This window comes from Streptomyces sp. YIM 98790 (genome assembly GCF_011421595.1).
Lineage (GTDB): Bacteria > Actinomycetota > Actinomycetes > Streptomycetales > Streptomycetaceae > Streptomyces.
In genome coordinates this window covers 1-12,595 of record NZ_WTLH01000170.1, presented here as the reverse complement: position 1 = coordinate 12,595, position 12,595 = coordinate 1, and the positions used below count along the sequence as shown (strand labels likewise).

At 74.4% G+C, this 12,595-nt stretch carries 14 protein-coding genes and 1 pseudogene; 11 read left to right on the top strand and 4 right to left on the bottom strand.

All coding sequences use genetic code 11. The annotated features are described in order from the left end of the window. Nucleotides 1–309: 309 nt before the first annotated feature. The gene (locus GQS09_RS22485) at nucleotides 310–1,116 is read left to right on the top strand and encodes an inositol monophosphatase family protein (protein ID WP_165989105.1); all 807 of its coding nucleotides are present in this window, start codon (nucleotides 310–312) and stop codon (nucleotides 1,114–1,116) included. 162 nt (nucleotides 1,117–1,278) lie between these two features. Here the strand turns inward: GQS09_RS22485 and GQS09_RS22480 are convergent, their stop codons facing one another. Then, nucleotides 1,279–1,461: a hypothetical protein gene (locus tag GQS09_RS22480; RefSeq protein WP_165989102.1), complete on the bottom strand. Its 183-nt coding sequence runs from the start codon at nucleotides 1,459–1,461 to the stop codon at nucleotides 1,279–1,281. A 307-nt stretch (nucleotides 1,462–1,768) separates the two neighbouring features. Here GQS09_RS22480 and GQS09_RS22475 point away from each other — a divergent pair, with 307 nt between their 5' ends. The 3 genes from GQS09_RS22475 (at nucleotide 1,769) to GQS09_RS22465 (ending at nucleotide 4,359) form a co-directional block, all read left to right on the top strand. Next, complete coding sequence (locus GQS09_RS22475; protein ID WP_165989100.1) at nucleotides 1,769–2,422, top strand: response regulator transcription factor; 654 nt, start codon at nucleotides 1,769–1,771, stop codon at nucleotides 2,420–2,422. A gap of 56 nt (nucleotides 2,423–2,478) precedes the next feature. Beyond that, nucleotides 2,479–3,756: a HAMP domain-containing sensor histidine kinase gene (locus GQS09_RS22470; RefSeq protein WP_165989098.1), complete on the top strand. Its 1,278-nt coding sequence runs from the start codon at nucleotides 2,479–2,481 to the stop codon at nucleotides 3,754–3,756. Nucleotides 3,757–4,059: 303 nt separating this feature from the next. Next, the gene (locus tag GQS09_RS22465; protein WP_093837909.1) at nucleotides 4,060–4,359 is read left to right on the top strand and encodes a DUF4193 domain-containing protein; all 300 of its coding nucleotides are present in this window, start codon (nucleotides 4,060–4,062) and stop codon (nucleotides 4,357–4,359) included. Nucleotides 4,360–4,453: 94 nt separating this feature from the next. On the opposite strand, the gene GQS09_RS22460 is transcribed toward GQS09_RS22465, so the two are convergent. Beyond that, nucleotides 4,454–4,978 carry a DUF3093 domain-containing protein gene (locus GQS09_RS22460; protein ID WP_165989096.1) on the bottom strand — a complete coding sequence of 175 codons (525 nt, stop codon included), beginning with the start codon at nucleotides 4,976–4,978 and terminating at the stop codon, nucleotides 4,454–4,456. A gap of 132 nt (nucleotides 4,979–5,110) precedes the next feature. On the opposite strand from GQS09_RS22460, the gene dut reads away from it, so the two are divergent. The 4 genes from dut (at nucleotide 5,111) to GQS09_RS22440 (ending at nucleotide 7,673) form a co-directional block, all read left to right on the top strand. Continuing rightward, complete coding sequence (gene dut / locus GQS09_RS22455; protein WP_165989094.1) at nucleotides 5,111–5,605, top strand: dUTP diphosphatase; 495 nt, start codon at nucleotides 5,111–5,113, stop codon at nucleotides 5,603–5,605. A gap of 1 nt (nucleotide 5,606) precedes the next feature. Beyond that, nucleotides 5,607–6,368 carry a DUF3710 domain-containing protein gene (locus GQS09_RS22450; protein WP_165989092.1) on the top strand — a complete coding sequence of 254 codons (762 nt, stop codon included), beginning with the start codon at nucleotides 5,607–5,609 and terminating at the stop codon, nucleotides 6,366–6,368. An 84-nt stretch (nucleotides 6,369–6,452) separates the two neighbouring features. After that, a complete protein-coding gene (locus tag GQS09_RS22445; RefSeq protein ID WP_165989090.1) occupies nucleotides 6,453–6,860 on the top strand; it encodes an OB-fold nucleic acid binding domain-containing protein in 408 nt (135 codons plus the stop codon). A 3-nt stretch (nucleotides 6,861–6,863) separates the two neighbouring features. Continuing rightward, a complete protein-coding gene (locus GQS09_RS22440; protein WP_399552580.1) occupies nucleotides 6,864–7,673 on the top strand; it encodes a DUF3159 domain-containing protein in 810 nt (269 codons plus the stop codon). 62 nt (nucleotides 7,674–7,735) lie between these two features. Here GQS09_RS22440 and GQS09_RS22435 read toward each other — a convergent pair. Both GQS09_RS22435 and GQS09_RS22430 read right to left on the bottom strand, forming a co-directional pair. Beyond that, nucleotides 7,736–8,451: pseudogene (locus GQS09_RS22435) on the bottom strand (potassium channel family protein). Then, nucleotides 8,448–9,116, bottom strand: coding sequence for a TrkA family potassium uptake protein (locus tag GQS09_RS22430; RefSeq protein ID WP_165989088.1), 669 nt, complete (start codon nucleotides 9,114–9,116; stop codon nucleotides 8,448–8,450). Before GQS09_RS22430 ends, GQS09_RS22435 begins: the two are co-directional and overlap by 4 nt. Before the next feature lie 308 nt (nucleotides 9,117–9,424). Between GQS09_RS22430 and GQS09_RS22425 the strand changes: the two genes are divergently transcribed. The 3 genes from GQS09_RS22425 to GQS09_RS22415 form a co-directional block, all read left to right on the top strand. Further along, nucleotides 9,425–10,801, top strand: a complete 1,377-nt coding sequence (locus GQS09_RS22425; protein ID WP_165989086.1) for a class I SAM-dependent RNA methyltransferase — start codon at nucleotides 9,425–9,427, stop codon at nucleotides 10,799–10,801. A 254-nt stretch (nucleotides 10,802–11,055) separates the two neighbouring features. Continuing rightward, nucleotides 11,056–11,265 carry a DUF397 domain-containing protein gene (locus GQS09_RS22420; RefSeq protein WP_165989084.1) on the top strand — a complete coding sequence of 70 codons (210 nt, stop codon included), beginning with the start codon at nucleotides 11,056–11,058 and terminating at the stop codon, nucleotides 11,263–11,265. 526 nt (nucleotides 11,266–11,791) lie between these two features. After that, nucleotides 11,792–12,595, top strand: an 804-nt coding sequence (locus GQS09_RS22415; protein ID WP_207958147.1) for a BTAD domain-containing putative transcriptional regulator, incomplete at its 3' end; no start/stop codon positions are given.

The window sequence follows — 12,595 nt, the reverse complement described above, 5'->3', positions numbered from 1 at the left end:
TCGCCTGAGCCGCGGCCCGTACGGCGGCCCGTGCGGCCGCCGTACGGCGGAGCGGCCGGCATCCGGCCCGACGGGGCCGACCAGGCGGGCCGCGGCCCGTCCTCGACGGTGAGGGCGGGCCGGGCGGGCCCGCCCCGCAACGAATCCGAGGAGCACCCCCGCGTGTCCGACACACCCCACCACCCCGCAGACCCGGCAGACCCCGCAGCAGACCCCGCAGCAGAGGACGCGCACGAGGCGCACGGCGAGCAGGCGGCGCCGGGCGGCCGGGCCGCCCGCGCCGGCCGTCCGGACCCGGACCCCGGTGAACTGCTTCAGCTGGCGCTGGAGGCGGCCCGCCGGGCCGGCGAGCTGCTGCGCGACGGCCGCCCCGCCGACCTCGGGGTGACCGCCACCAAGTCCAGCCCGATCGACGTGGTCACCGAGATGGACGTCGCGGCCGAGAAGCTGATCACCGGCTATCTGGCCGAGCACCGCCCCGAGGACGCGGTGCTCGGCGAGGAGAGCGGGGACAGCCGGGGCCGCAGCGGCGTGCGCTGGGTCATCGACCCGCTGGACGGCACCGTGAACTACCTCTACGGCCTGCCCGGCTGGGCCGTCTCCATCGCCGCCGAGGTGGACGGCGAGACGGTCGTCGGCGTGGTGGAGGTGCCGATGCGCCATGAGACCTTCTCGGCGGTGCGCGGCCGCGGCGCCCACCGCCGGGGCGGCACCGGCGCGGACGCCGCCGATGACTGGCGGCGGCTGCGCTGCCGTCCGTCACCGCCGCTGTCCCAGGCGCTGATCGCCACCGGCTTCAACTACGTCACCGCGGTGCGCACCGCCCAGGCCGAGGTGGTCCGCCGGCTGCTGCCGCTGGTGCGGGACATCCGCCGGGGCGGTGCCGCGGCGGTCGACCTGGCCGATCTGGCGGCCGGCCGGCTGGACGGCTTCTACGAGCGCGGGCTGCACCCGTGGGATCTGGCCGCCGGGGAGCTGATCGCCGTCGAGGCGGGCGCGCGCAGCGGCGGCCGGGTGGGCGGCCCGGCCCGGTGGGAGCTGTCCGTGCTGGCCACCCCGGGCGTGTTCACCGAGCTCCAGCCCTTGCTGGAGGAGTGGGGCGCCTGGCACGACTGAGGCCCCGCCCGGCCGCCCGTCCCCCGGCCGGTCCTGTCCGGCCCGCAGCCGGCCCGCAGCCGGCCCGGACAGGACCGTGCCCCCGGACGGTGTGGGGGACCTTCCGGGGGCACGGCCGACGATTCGGCGATTGCGGGGCTGTGCGGGGTTGTGCGGGTTCGGTCAGGCGGACGCCGCACCGCACGAAGCGACGTGTACTCCGTGTTCGGCGGCGATCCGGCGCAGGTCTTCCAGCTCGGCCTGCTCGACATCGATGGCGTAGACATCGCCGGCCTCGCGAGCGCGGTGCAGATTGGACTCGGTGTTACGGATGCGCTGCATGATGCCTGCAGTGAACGCGTCCAAGGTGCGCCCCCTCGTCCAGGGTCGGTGGCACTCCAGGTGCCGGTGCGTGCGGGATGCGATCACAACGACGCCCGAGGACGGTCGGCAGCGGCCGGTGGCTTGCCGCCTACAAGGGGTGATCGCGTGGGTTGCAGGGCTCTTCCCCGGGAAGTCCGGAGGGGAAACCTCCGCCCGTGAAAAATCCGCTACGGAAGTTCTTAACCTCGTGATTACGTGAGGACACGGCAGGATGGAACGGGCGGCGGCCCCTCACCCGTCCGGCCGCGGAGGCCGGCTGTCCCAGGAGACGCCCCGGAAAGGAACCGACGTGCGCGTACTGGTCGTGGAGGACGAGCAGCTGCTCGCCGACGCGGTGGCCACCGGCCTGCGCCGGGAGGCGATGGCGGTGGATGTGGTGTACGACGGGGCAGCGGCCCAGGAACGCGTCGATGTCAACGACTACGACGTGGTGGTGCTGGACCGCGACCTGCCCCTGGTGCACGGCGACGAGGTCTGCCGCCACATCGTCGGGCTCGGGCTGTCCGCCCGGGTGCTGATGCTGACCGCCTCCGGCGACGTCAGCGACCGGGTGGAGGGCCTGGAGCTGGGGGCGGACGACTACCTGCCCAAGCCCTTCGCCTTCAGCGAACTCATCGCCCGGGTGCGGGCCCTCGGCCGCCGGGCCACACCCCCGCTGCCCCCGGTGCTGGAGCGGGCCGGCATCCGGCTGGACCCCAACCGCCGCCAGGTGTTCCGGGACGGCCGGGAGATCCACCTCGCGCCCAAGGAGTTCGCCGTCCTGGAGGTGCTGCTGCGCGGCGCGGGCACCGTGGTCTCCGCCGAGCAGCTGCTGGAGAAGGCCTGGGACGAGAACACCGATCCCTTCACCAACGTGGTGCGGGTCACCGTGATGACGCTGCGCCGCAAGCTCGGCGAACCCCCGGTGATCACCACCGTCCCCGGCGCCGGCTACCGCATCTGACGCCGCTCCGATGACGCCGCTCCGACCCCTGCCCCGACTCGCACCACACGGACCCCATGACAGCCGCAGCCCCGCCGCCGCCGGTCCCCCCGGCGGTACCGCCGCCGCCCCCCGCCCCGCCCCGGCCGTCCCGCGACCCGCGGGATGCCGAGCACCCGCGCCCCTGGCTCCGCCCCACCATCCGCATCCGGCTCACCCTGCTCTACGGCGGCATGTTCCTGATGGCCGGCATCGTGCTGCTCGCCATCATCTACCTGCTCGCCGCCGACGCCCTGCACGCCGGCAGCGGTGTCCCGTTCCACTTCGCCAGTGACGCCAAGGTCAAGATCACCTCAGAGGTCTGCCCGGTGATCGAGAACCTGGAGGTCGACGCCGCCTTCTTCCGCCAGTGGTACGCCGACTGCCTGGACCTCCAGCGCACCGTCGCCCTGGACCACCTGCTGCGCCGCTCGCTGCTCGCCCTGATCGGGCTGGCCGTGGCCGCCTTCGCGCTCGGCTACGTGATGGCCGGCCGGGTGCTCGCCCCGCTGGGCCGGATCACCCGCACCGCCCGCCGGGTGGCCGGCTCCGACCTGCACCGCCGGATCGAGCTGGACGGCCCGGACGACGAGCTCAAGGAGCTGGCCGACACCTTCGACGAGATGCTGGACCGGCTGGACCGCGCCTTCACCGCCCAGCAGCGCTTCGTGGCCAACGCCTCCCACGAGCTGCGCACCCCGCTGGCGATCAACCGCACTCTGCTGGAGGTGCAGCTCGCCGACCCGCAGGCGCCGCCCGAGGTGACCCAGCTCGGCCGGACCCTGCTGGCCACCAACGAGCGCAGCGAGCAGCTCGTGGAGGGCCTGCTGCTGCTGGCCCGCAGCGAGAACGCCGTGGTCGACCGCAAGCAGGTGGATCTCGCCGAGGTGGCCGACCGGGCGGTGGAGCAGGTCCGGGCCGAGGCCGAGGAGGCCGGGGTGGAGCTGCACGGCGAGCGCCGCCCGGCCCGGGTGCTGGGCAACGGCGTGCTGCTGGAGCGGGTGGCCCTCAACCTGGTGCAGAACGCCGTACGCTACAACGTGCCCGACGGCGGCTGGGTGCGGGTCCGGACCGAGGCCCGGCCCGGGCAGGCCGTGCTGCAGGTGGAGAACACCGGCCCGGTGGTACCCGGCTATGAGATCGATAACATGTTCGAGCCGTTCCGGCGGCTGCGCGGCCGGCGCACCGGCAGCGACAAGGGTGTCGGTCTGGGCCTGTCCATCGTGCGCTCCGTCGTCCGCGCCCATGGCGGTACGGTCACCGCCGAGCCCCGCAGGGACGGAGGGCTCACGATGCGGGTCTTTCTCCCGGTCTGAGATGATGTTTCTCCCGGCCGGCAGGTGCCGCACCGGCGACGTGGTCATGTGGTGCCAGATGTGATCAACGGCACACCCGGTGCCTCCGAGGCCGGCGGCGCGCCGCTCTGACCAGGCCCGCCGTCGTGGCGCCGCCCGGCCGCAGGCTCCGATGACCACCTCATTCGGCGTCCGGTTGGGTGTCGATTGAGTAACAGGGCTTGAAGTGAGGCAAAATCTCCGCCTCGAACCGGGCACAAGACCGGGCTCTCATGCGTTACGTGCGCTGGAGATATCACAGACACCCACAGGGGGAGAGTGACAATGGCTACCGATTACGACACACCACGCAAGACCGACGATGATGTCAACGAGGACAGCATCGAGGAACTGAAGGCCCGGCGCCACGACAAGAGCACGTCCAGCGTCGACGTCGACGAGTTCGAGCAGGCCGAAGGGCTGGAGCTGCCCGGCGCGGACCTCTCCAACGAGGAGCTGTCGGTCCGGGTGCTGCCGAGGCAGGAGGACGAGTTCACCTGCATGAGCTGCTTCCTGGTCCATCACCGCTCGCAGCTCGCGGCCGAGAAGAACGGCCAGCCGATCTGCCGCGACTGCGCGGCGTGATCGCTTCCCGGAAAGGGCGACGGGCGGGACCGCGGGGGTCTCGCCCGGACGACGAGCGATCACCGGCTCGGCACGGCCGGCCTCTCCGGTCCGGTCAGCCCGCCGAGTCGTCCGAGTACCGGCCGGCCGCTGCCAGCGCCGCGGCCAGCCGCACCGGCTGCCTTGTGGAGAGATACAGATACGGCGTGGGATCGTCCGGGTCGGTCACCTCGACCCGGACCGCCGTCCGCACATAACCGCGCAGCAGCATGAACGCCCGGGCATCGGCCCGGTGCGTACGCCAGGCCAGTGCCTCCCCGGCGTCCAGCGCCCGGGCCTCGCCCAGCGCCGCCAGCGGAATCCTGGCCGGCCCGGCGAGCAGCCACCCCTCCGCGACCCTGATCCGCGCCGAACCGTAGGTGTTCAGCGCCACGGCCGCGCCCGCCGCCCCGGCGGCCAGCCCGGCCAGGACCGGCACCGGTCCCAGCGGCGCCAGGCTCACCCCGAGCAGGGCCACCGCCAGTGCCGCCATCACCCACCACGCCGCGGGCACCGTCAGCCGCTCCTCGTAACCGCGGACCCCGCCGGCCCCGGGGCTCCCCGCGTCCGTCCGGCCATTCCGGCCTTCCTGGTCGTTCATGTCATCCAGCATCGCAGGCGTACCTCCGGCGCCCGCGCGCGGCGGTAGGGTCAGCACCGTGAGTGCCGATCGCTTCAGCCGCCGTCCCGCCGGCCGTCCGGGCCGGTGCCGTGCCCCGTGGGAGGAGAACCGATGAGCAGCGTCCCGCGCACCCCGGTGGACGTGCTGCTGCGGCGTATCGACCCCCGGGCGCCGGTCCCCGTCCGTGCCCATCCCGGGGACGCCGGATACGACCTGGTGACCACCGAGGCGGCGGTGCTGGCGCCCGGCGAGCGGGCCGTGCTGCCCACCGGTATCTCGCTCGCGCTGCCGGACGGCTACGCGGCGTTCGTGCACCCGCGTTCTGGCCTGGCCGCCCGCTGCGGGATCGCTCTGGCGAACTCCCCGGGGACCGTGGATGCCGGGTACCGTGGAGAGATCAAGGTCATCGCGATCAACCTCGACCCGGAGGAGAGCGTGCGCTTCGAGCGGTACGACCGCATCGCCCAGCTGGTCGTCCAGCGGGTGGAGACGGTGCGTTTCCACGAGGTCGCGGAACTGCCGGGGTCGGCACGCGCCGCCGGGGGCTTCGGCTCCAGCGGCGGCCATGCCGGCGCGCACCACTCCTACGCCCTGAAAGGACAGTGACGTGTTCGGACGTCGCCGCAAGCGGACTGAGCAGCCCGATGGGGCCGTCGAGCCCACCGCGCCGGAGGCCCCGGACGAGGCCGAGATGCGCCGGGTCAAGCTGGAACCGGCTCCCCGCCCGGAGGGCCCGTGGGACGTTTCGGAGCTGACCAAGCCGGGAGAGGGCCGGGTCGATCTCGGCGGACTCTTCATCCCCGGGGTACAGGGCATGGAACTGCGCGTCGAGGTGGCAGGCGAGTCGATCGTGGCCGCCACCATCGTGCTCAAGGACAGTGCCATCCAGCTCCAGGCGTTCGCCGCGCCCAAGCGGCACGGCATCTGGGGCGAGGTCCGCGAGGAGATCGCGGGCGGCATCACCCAGCAGGGCGGCATCACCGACGTGGTGGAGGGCCCGCTGGGCTGGGAGCTGCGCGCGCAGGTGCCGGTGCAGCTGCCGGACGGCAAGCGCGGCATGCAGGTGGTCCGCTTCGTCGGCGTGGACGGCCCGCGCTGGTTCCTGCGCGGGGTGATCTCCGGCCAGGGCGCGGTCCAGCCGGAGCGCGCCGGGCTGCTGGAGCAGATCTTCAAGGACACCGTGGTGGTGCGCGGCGAGGGACCGATGGCGCCGCGCGACCCGATCACCCTCAAGCTCCCGGAGGACGCCAAGATGGTGCCGCAGGGAGCCCAGCAGCGCCAGGCCGATCCGGGTGCCGCCACGCCCTCGCGCTTCGCCGGCGGCCCCGACCGCCTCCGCCGCGGCCCCGAGATCTCCGAGGTCCGCTGACCCGCGCCCGCGGCGCCCGTGCGCCCGCCGCCCGGCGGGCAGCGGGCTCTCGGCCGGGTGGCGGAAAACGGATACGCTGGAGTGATGACCGAGGAGAGCCGGGGCGGCGGGCGTGGCCGCAGTCGCCGTCTGTGGCGGCTGCTGGGTCTCGCCGAGGACCCGCCGCCGGAACCCGCGCCCGGAGCGGAGCCGCCGGAAGGGCCCCGGATGCGCATCCGGGAGTGCCGGGAGGGGCCTGCCGGGCGGCCCGTCGTCACGGTGAGCGGTAGGCTGCGTGCGGTCAGTGAACGCACCGTCGGAGGGCTGCCGGCGCTGGAGGCCGAGCTGGACGACGGCTCGGGCATTCTTGAAGTGGTGTGGCTGGGACGCCGTGCCATCGCCGGTATCGAGCCCGGCCGGTCGCTGACCGCCTCCGGCCGGTTCTCCGTGTCCCAGGGGCGCCCGGTGCTGTTCAATCCCCGATACGAGCTACGACCTCTCGGAACGGAGTAGCGGGTGACCTCACTCGACAAGCGGGCCGCCGGGGCGGCGGAGCCGGCCGGGACGACCGGCGACGGCCCGTCCGCCCCGCAGATGGCCCCCCAGCAGGCCGACGAGGCGGCGACCAAGGCGGCGTTCTTCGAGGCGTTCGGCGGAGTCCGGGGCATGGTGGAGACCACCCTGCCCGGCCTGGTCTTCATCCTCAGCTACACGCTCAACCGCGAGATCCGTCTCTCCGCCTACCTGGCGCTGGGCATCACCGGCCTGATGTTCGCCGCCCGGCTGATCCAGCGCGGCCCGACCAAGCACGCCTTCGGCGGCGTCTTCGGCGTGGCGATCGGCGCGGTCTTCGCGATGATGACCGGCGACGCCAAGAACTTCTACCTGCCCGGCATGCTCTACACCCTGGGCCTGGGCATCGCCTACGTGGTCACCTCCGCCTGCGGCGTGCCGCTGCTCGGCCTGATCCTGGGCCCGGTCTTCAAGGAGAACCTCTCCTGGCGCACCCGCAACCCCGGCCGCAAGCGCGCCTACGTAAAGGCCAGCTATGTCTGGGGCGGCATCCTGCTGGCCAAGTCGGCCATCACCTTCCCGATCTACTTCTGGGGCGACGCCACCCAGCTGGGCTGGCTGCGGGTGGCGCTGGGCGTGCCGCCGTTCCTGCTGGCCGTCTACATCACCTGGGTGCTGATGATGAAGGCACCGCCGCCGATCAACGTCATCGCCGAGATGGAGGCCGAGGAGGCCGCCGAACGCGAGGCCGCGGAGCGCGAGGCGGCGCTGCGCCCCTCGGCCGCCGCCCGTCCCGGCGAATCCGCCGGTTAGCGGGCCCGGGCCGGCGCGCGCCCGTCGCCCCGGGCCCGCCGACCGGGGCCTGCGGCCGCGGCTCAGCGGCTGCCGCCGCTGCTGGTGCGGGGGCTGAGCAGTTCCTGGAGCTGTGGCTCCCGGTCCGGGGCGGCCACGAACAGCAGCTCGTCCCCGCCGGTCAGCACATGCTGCGGGTCCGGGATCAGCACCCGGGCGCCGCGGATGATGGTCACCAGCGCGGTGTTCGGCGGCCAGGCCACATCCCCGATCCGGGTGCCCACCAGCGCGGCGTCATCCGGCATGGTCAGCTCCACCAGGCTGGCCTCGCCGTGGCTGAAGCGCAGCAGCCGCACCAGATCGCCGACACTGACCGCCTCCTCCACCAGGGCGGACATCAGCCGGGGCGTGGACACCGCGACATCCACCCCCCAGGACTCGTTGAACAGCCACTCGTTCTTGGGGTGGTTCACCCGGGCCACCACGCGGGGCACCCCGTACTCCGTCTTGGCCAGCAGCGACACCACCAGATTGACCTNGTCTTGGCCAGCAGCGACACCACCAGATTGACCTTGTCGTCGCCGCTGGCCGCGATCACCACCTGGCAGCGTTCCAGCGCCGCCTCGTCCAGGGTGGCGATCTCGCAGGCGTCGGCCAGCAGCCATTCGGCCTGCGGCACCCGCTGCACGGACACCGCGTGCGGCGACTTGTCGATCAGCAGCACGTCGTGGCCGTTCTCCAGCAGCTCCCGCGCCACCGAGCGGCCCACGGCCCCCGCTCCGGCGATGACGACTCTCATCGGCTGTCCTCCTCAGGCCCCAGCATGCAGGCCGCCTCGACCTCGCCGACCCGGTCGCTCCGCATGATCACATGCACCAGATCGCCCTCCTGCAGCACCGTGGACGGAGCGGGCAGCAGGGGTTCACCCATCCGGGTGAGGAAGGCGACCCGGACCCCGGTGTGCTCCTGGAACCGGCCCACCAGGTGACCGGTCCAGGCCGGGGCGATATGCACCTCGGAGAGCTGCACCGCGCCGGTGGGGTCCCGCCACAGCGGCTCGGCGCCGGACGGCAGCAGCCGCCGCAGCATCTGGTCGGCGGTCCAGCGCACGGTCGCCACCGTGGGGATGCCGAGCCGCTCGTAGACCTCGGCCCGGCGGGGGTCGTAGATCCGCGCCGCCACATTGCGCACCCCGTAGACCTCCCGGGCCACCCGGGCGGCGATGATGTTGGAGTTGTCGCCGCTGCTGACCGCGGCGAAGGCCCCGGCCTCCGCGATCCCGGCCTCCTCCAGGGTGTCCCGGTCGAAGCCGATGCCGGTCACCCGGCGGCCGCCGAACCGCGAGCCCAGCCGGCGGAAGGCGGTTGTCTCCTGGTCGATCACGGCGACGGAATGGCCGCGCTGTTCCAGGGTGCGCGCCAGGGCGGCGCCCACCCGCCCACAGCCCATGATCACGATGTGCATGGCACCTTCCTCGCCGCACGGACGGAGCACGGGCGGCACCTTCGGGGCCACCGTCGCCCATTCTGACCCGCGCCGCCCCGGCCGCCACCGGGGACGCCGCAGACCGCAACGGTAGCCGCCCTCGCCGCCCGCCCCGGTGACCGCCCCCCGCGGGCCCGCCGGGACGGCCCGGGACGGCCCGCGACGGCCCGGGACTGCCGGGAGCGGCGGTCCCGGCGGGCGGGCCCGGAACGGCGCCTAGACTGGGCGGCTGCTGGTGCGGCCGGCCGGGCCCGCCGGGAAACCCTCTACGCAGGAGCCGCTTCGCCATGTCCACTGACGCCTCCGCCGGCGCCGCACCGCCCGACTCGCTGGTCGGCGAGGAGTACGAGGTCGAGGTGGGCCCGGTGGCGCACGGCGGGCACTGCGTGGCCCGCACCCCCGCCGGACAGGTGGTCTTCGTCCGCCACACCCTGCCCGGCGAGCGGGTGATCGCCCGTATCACCGAGGGACACACCGGCTCCCGCCTGCTGCGCGCCGACGCCGTGCAAGTCCTGGAGCCCGCGAAGGACCGCATCCCGGCCCCCTGCCCCTACGCCGGTCCGGGCAAGTGCGGCGGCTGCGACTGGCAGCACGTCAAGCCCGGTGGCCAGCGGCGTCTCAAGGCCGAGGTGCTGGCCGAGCAGCTGCGGCGGCTGGCCGGCATGAGTCCGGAGGAGGCCGGCTGGGACGGCACCGTGGAGCCCGCCCCCGGGGACAAGGTGCCGGCCGGGCAGGTGCCCGCCTGGCGCACCCGGGTGCAGTACGCCGTGGACGCGGAGGGCCGCGCCGGGCTGCGCCGCCACCGCTCGCACGAGGTGCAGCCGGTGGACCGCTGCCTGATCGCCGCCGAGGGCGTCACCGAACTGGGCATCGAGCGGCGCGGCTGGCCGGAGCTGGCGGGCATCGAGGCCATCGCGGCCACCGGCTCGGGCGACCGCCAGGTCGTCCTCACCCCGCGTCCGGGCGAGCGGCTGCCCCTGGTGGAGCTGGACCGCCCGGTGTCCGTGCTGCGGGTCGCCGAGGACGGGGGAGTGCACCGGGTGCACGGCCGCCCGTTCGTGCGCGAGCGCGCCGACAAACGGACCTGGCGGGTCAGCGGCGGGGGCTTCTGGCAGGTGCACCGGGAGGCCGCCGGCCTGCTGGTGGACGCGGTGATGCGGGGCCTGCTGCCGCGGCACGGCGAGACCGCGCTCGACCTGTACTGCGGGGCCGGCCTGTTCGCCGGGGCGCTGGCCGACCGGATCGGGGACACCGGCGCGGTGCTCGGCATCGAGTCCTCCCGCCGTGCGGCCGAGGACGCCCGGCGCAATCTCGCGGACTTCCCCCGGGTGCGGATCGAGCACGGCACGGTGGAACGGGTGCTGCCCCGCACCGGCATCACCGAGGCCGGTCTGGTGGTGCTGGACCCGCCGCGGGCCGGGGCGGGCCGCCGCACCGTGGGACTGATCGCGGCCCTGGGCCCGCGCCGGATCGCCTATGTGGCGTGCGACCCGGCCGCGCTCGCCCGTGATCTCGGCTTCTTCCGCGAGGCCGGCTACCTGCCCCGCTTCCTGCGCGCCTTCGACCTCTTCCCGATGACCCACCACATGGAGTGCGTGGCCATCCTCCAGCCGGCCGGAGCCGCCCGCCCGGCCGGCGCTTCCGCCGGGGAGCGTCCCGGCTGACGGCGCCGGGCCGGGAGCCGTCCGCGCCGGGCCGTGCGCATGGGCCGTGCGCACGGGGCCGGACAGCAGTGCCGTGATGTTCCCGCGGCTTCCGCAGGGGCCGTACGGTGGCCTGCACAGAGAAGGCACACCGTGGCGAACCGTCGAGGCGAGCGCGCAGGCGGAGCGCCCGCGCCGGGCGTATGACGCGATGCGCGTCCCGGGCCGACGCCGGCCGGGGGGCGGACGGCCGCCCGGTCCCTGAGGGAGGTACCGTGCGAACCATCGACGTGACCGCAGTGGCCTGGCGCAGGAGTTCCTACAGCAATGCGGACGGCGGTGAATGCGTGGAGATGTGCGACGGCTTCACCGCCGGAATCCCCGTTCGGGACAGCAAGACTCCGGGCGGTCCCGTGCTGGTGTTCCCGGCGGGGAGCTGGGCCTTCTTCCTCGGAACGCTCAAGACCGGGCCCTCCGCCGGCTGAGCCGGCCCGGCGCGCCGTCGGCCACCGACGGACGCCGCAAGGAAGAGGCGAGGACAGGGCGCGGGCGAGCCGGGGGCGGCGCCGGTGCGCAGGCCGTCGCAGACCGCGGTGAACAGGCGCGCGGACAGGGCCTCGCCGCTGCGCCCCCCCGCGGCCGCGGGCTGATCCGCCGTCACGTCGTCACGTCCTCCCCTCGGTCGCCGCGCCAGGCGGAGGCGGGCGCCCGAGGGCGACCGGGGCGGGCGTTCCGGGCCCCGCCCGCCCGGACGGTGTCCGTGCGGATACCGCCGGATACCGTCCGGGGCACCTGACAGCGCTTCCGCTCGCGCCTATGCTGGACCGGGGGCGCGGCTCTCAAGTGCGAGGTGCAATCCACGGTTTCTGTCGCACCTGTGGCTCGCCTCCCCGGGGAAGATTGCGCGTGACGGCCGGTTCACGGCATGTGTTTTGAGGTGGGCGAAGGTCCGTGCGAGGATCGCGGGCCTGAACAACGGCCGCCGCTGTCAATTCGGTTGGGAGTTCCCTTTTGGACATCCGGCTGCTGGGACCGCTGGAAGTGCTGGACAACGGGGTCCGGCTTCCCCTGGCCGGGCCGAGCCGGCGCCTGGCCCTGGCCGGGCTCGCCCTGTGCGCGGGGAAGACGGTGTCCAGCGACGACCTGGCGCGTCTGCTGTACGGCTCCCGGGCGGCATCGGCCGGTGCGCGCACCGCCGTGCACAGTGCCGTGGGGCGGCTGCGCCGCGCACTGCCCGGTGAGGTGGTGGAGACGGCGCCCGGCGGCGGCTACCGGCTGCGGCCCGGACGCGTGACCGTGGACCTGGTCCGGTTCGAGAACGCGCTGGCCCGCGCCCGTGCCCTGGCCGCGGACCCGGCCACCCGCGCCGAGGCGGCGGAACTGCTGGCGGACGCCCTGACCCTGTGGCACGGCACCCCGCTGGCCGGCCTGCCGGACGACTCCCACCTGGTCCGCCAGGAGCGGCCCCGGCTGGTGGACCTCCAGCTCACCGCACAGGAGGAGTGGCTCGGGCTGCGGCTGGCCCTGGGGGAGCACGCCGTGGTCCTGGACGCGCTGGCCGACGCGGTGCGGCTGCACCCGCTGCGCGAGCGGTTCGCCGCCCATCTGGTGCTGGCGCTGTACCGCTGCGGGCGGCCGGAAGAGGCCCTGCAGACGGTCCGGGAGGCCCGCCGCAGGCTGGGCAGACCGGCCCGTGAACTGCGCGAGCTGGCCCGGGCCGTCAAGCGCGGCGACCCGCGGCTGCTGCATCCCGGGCAGGGGCCGGCCCCGGCCGCACCGGGGCCCGCCCCCGTGCCCGGCCAGGCTCGGCCCGCG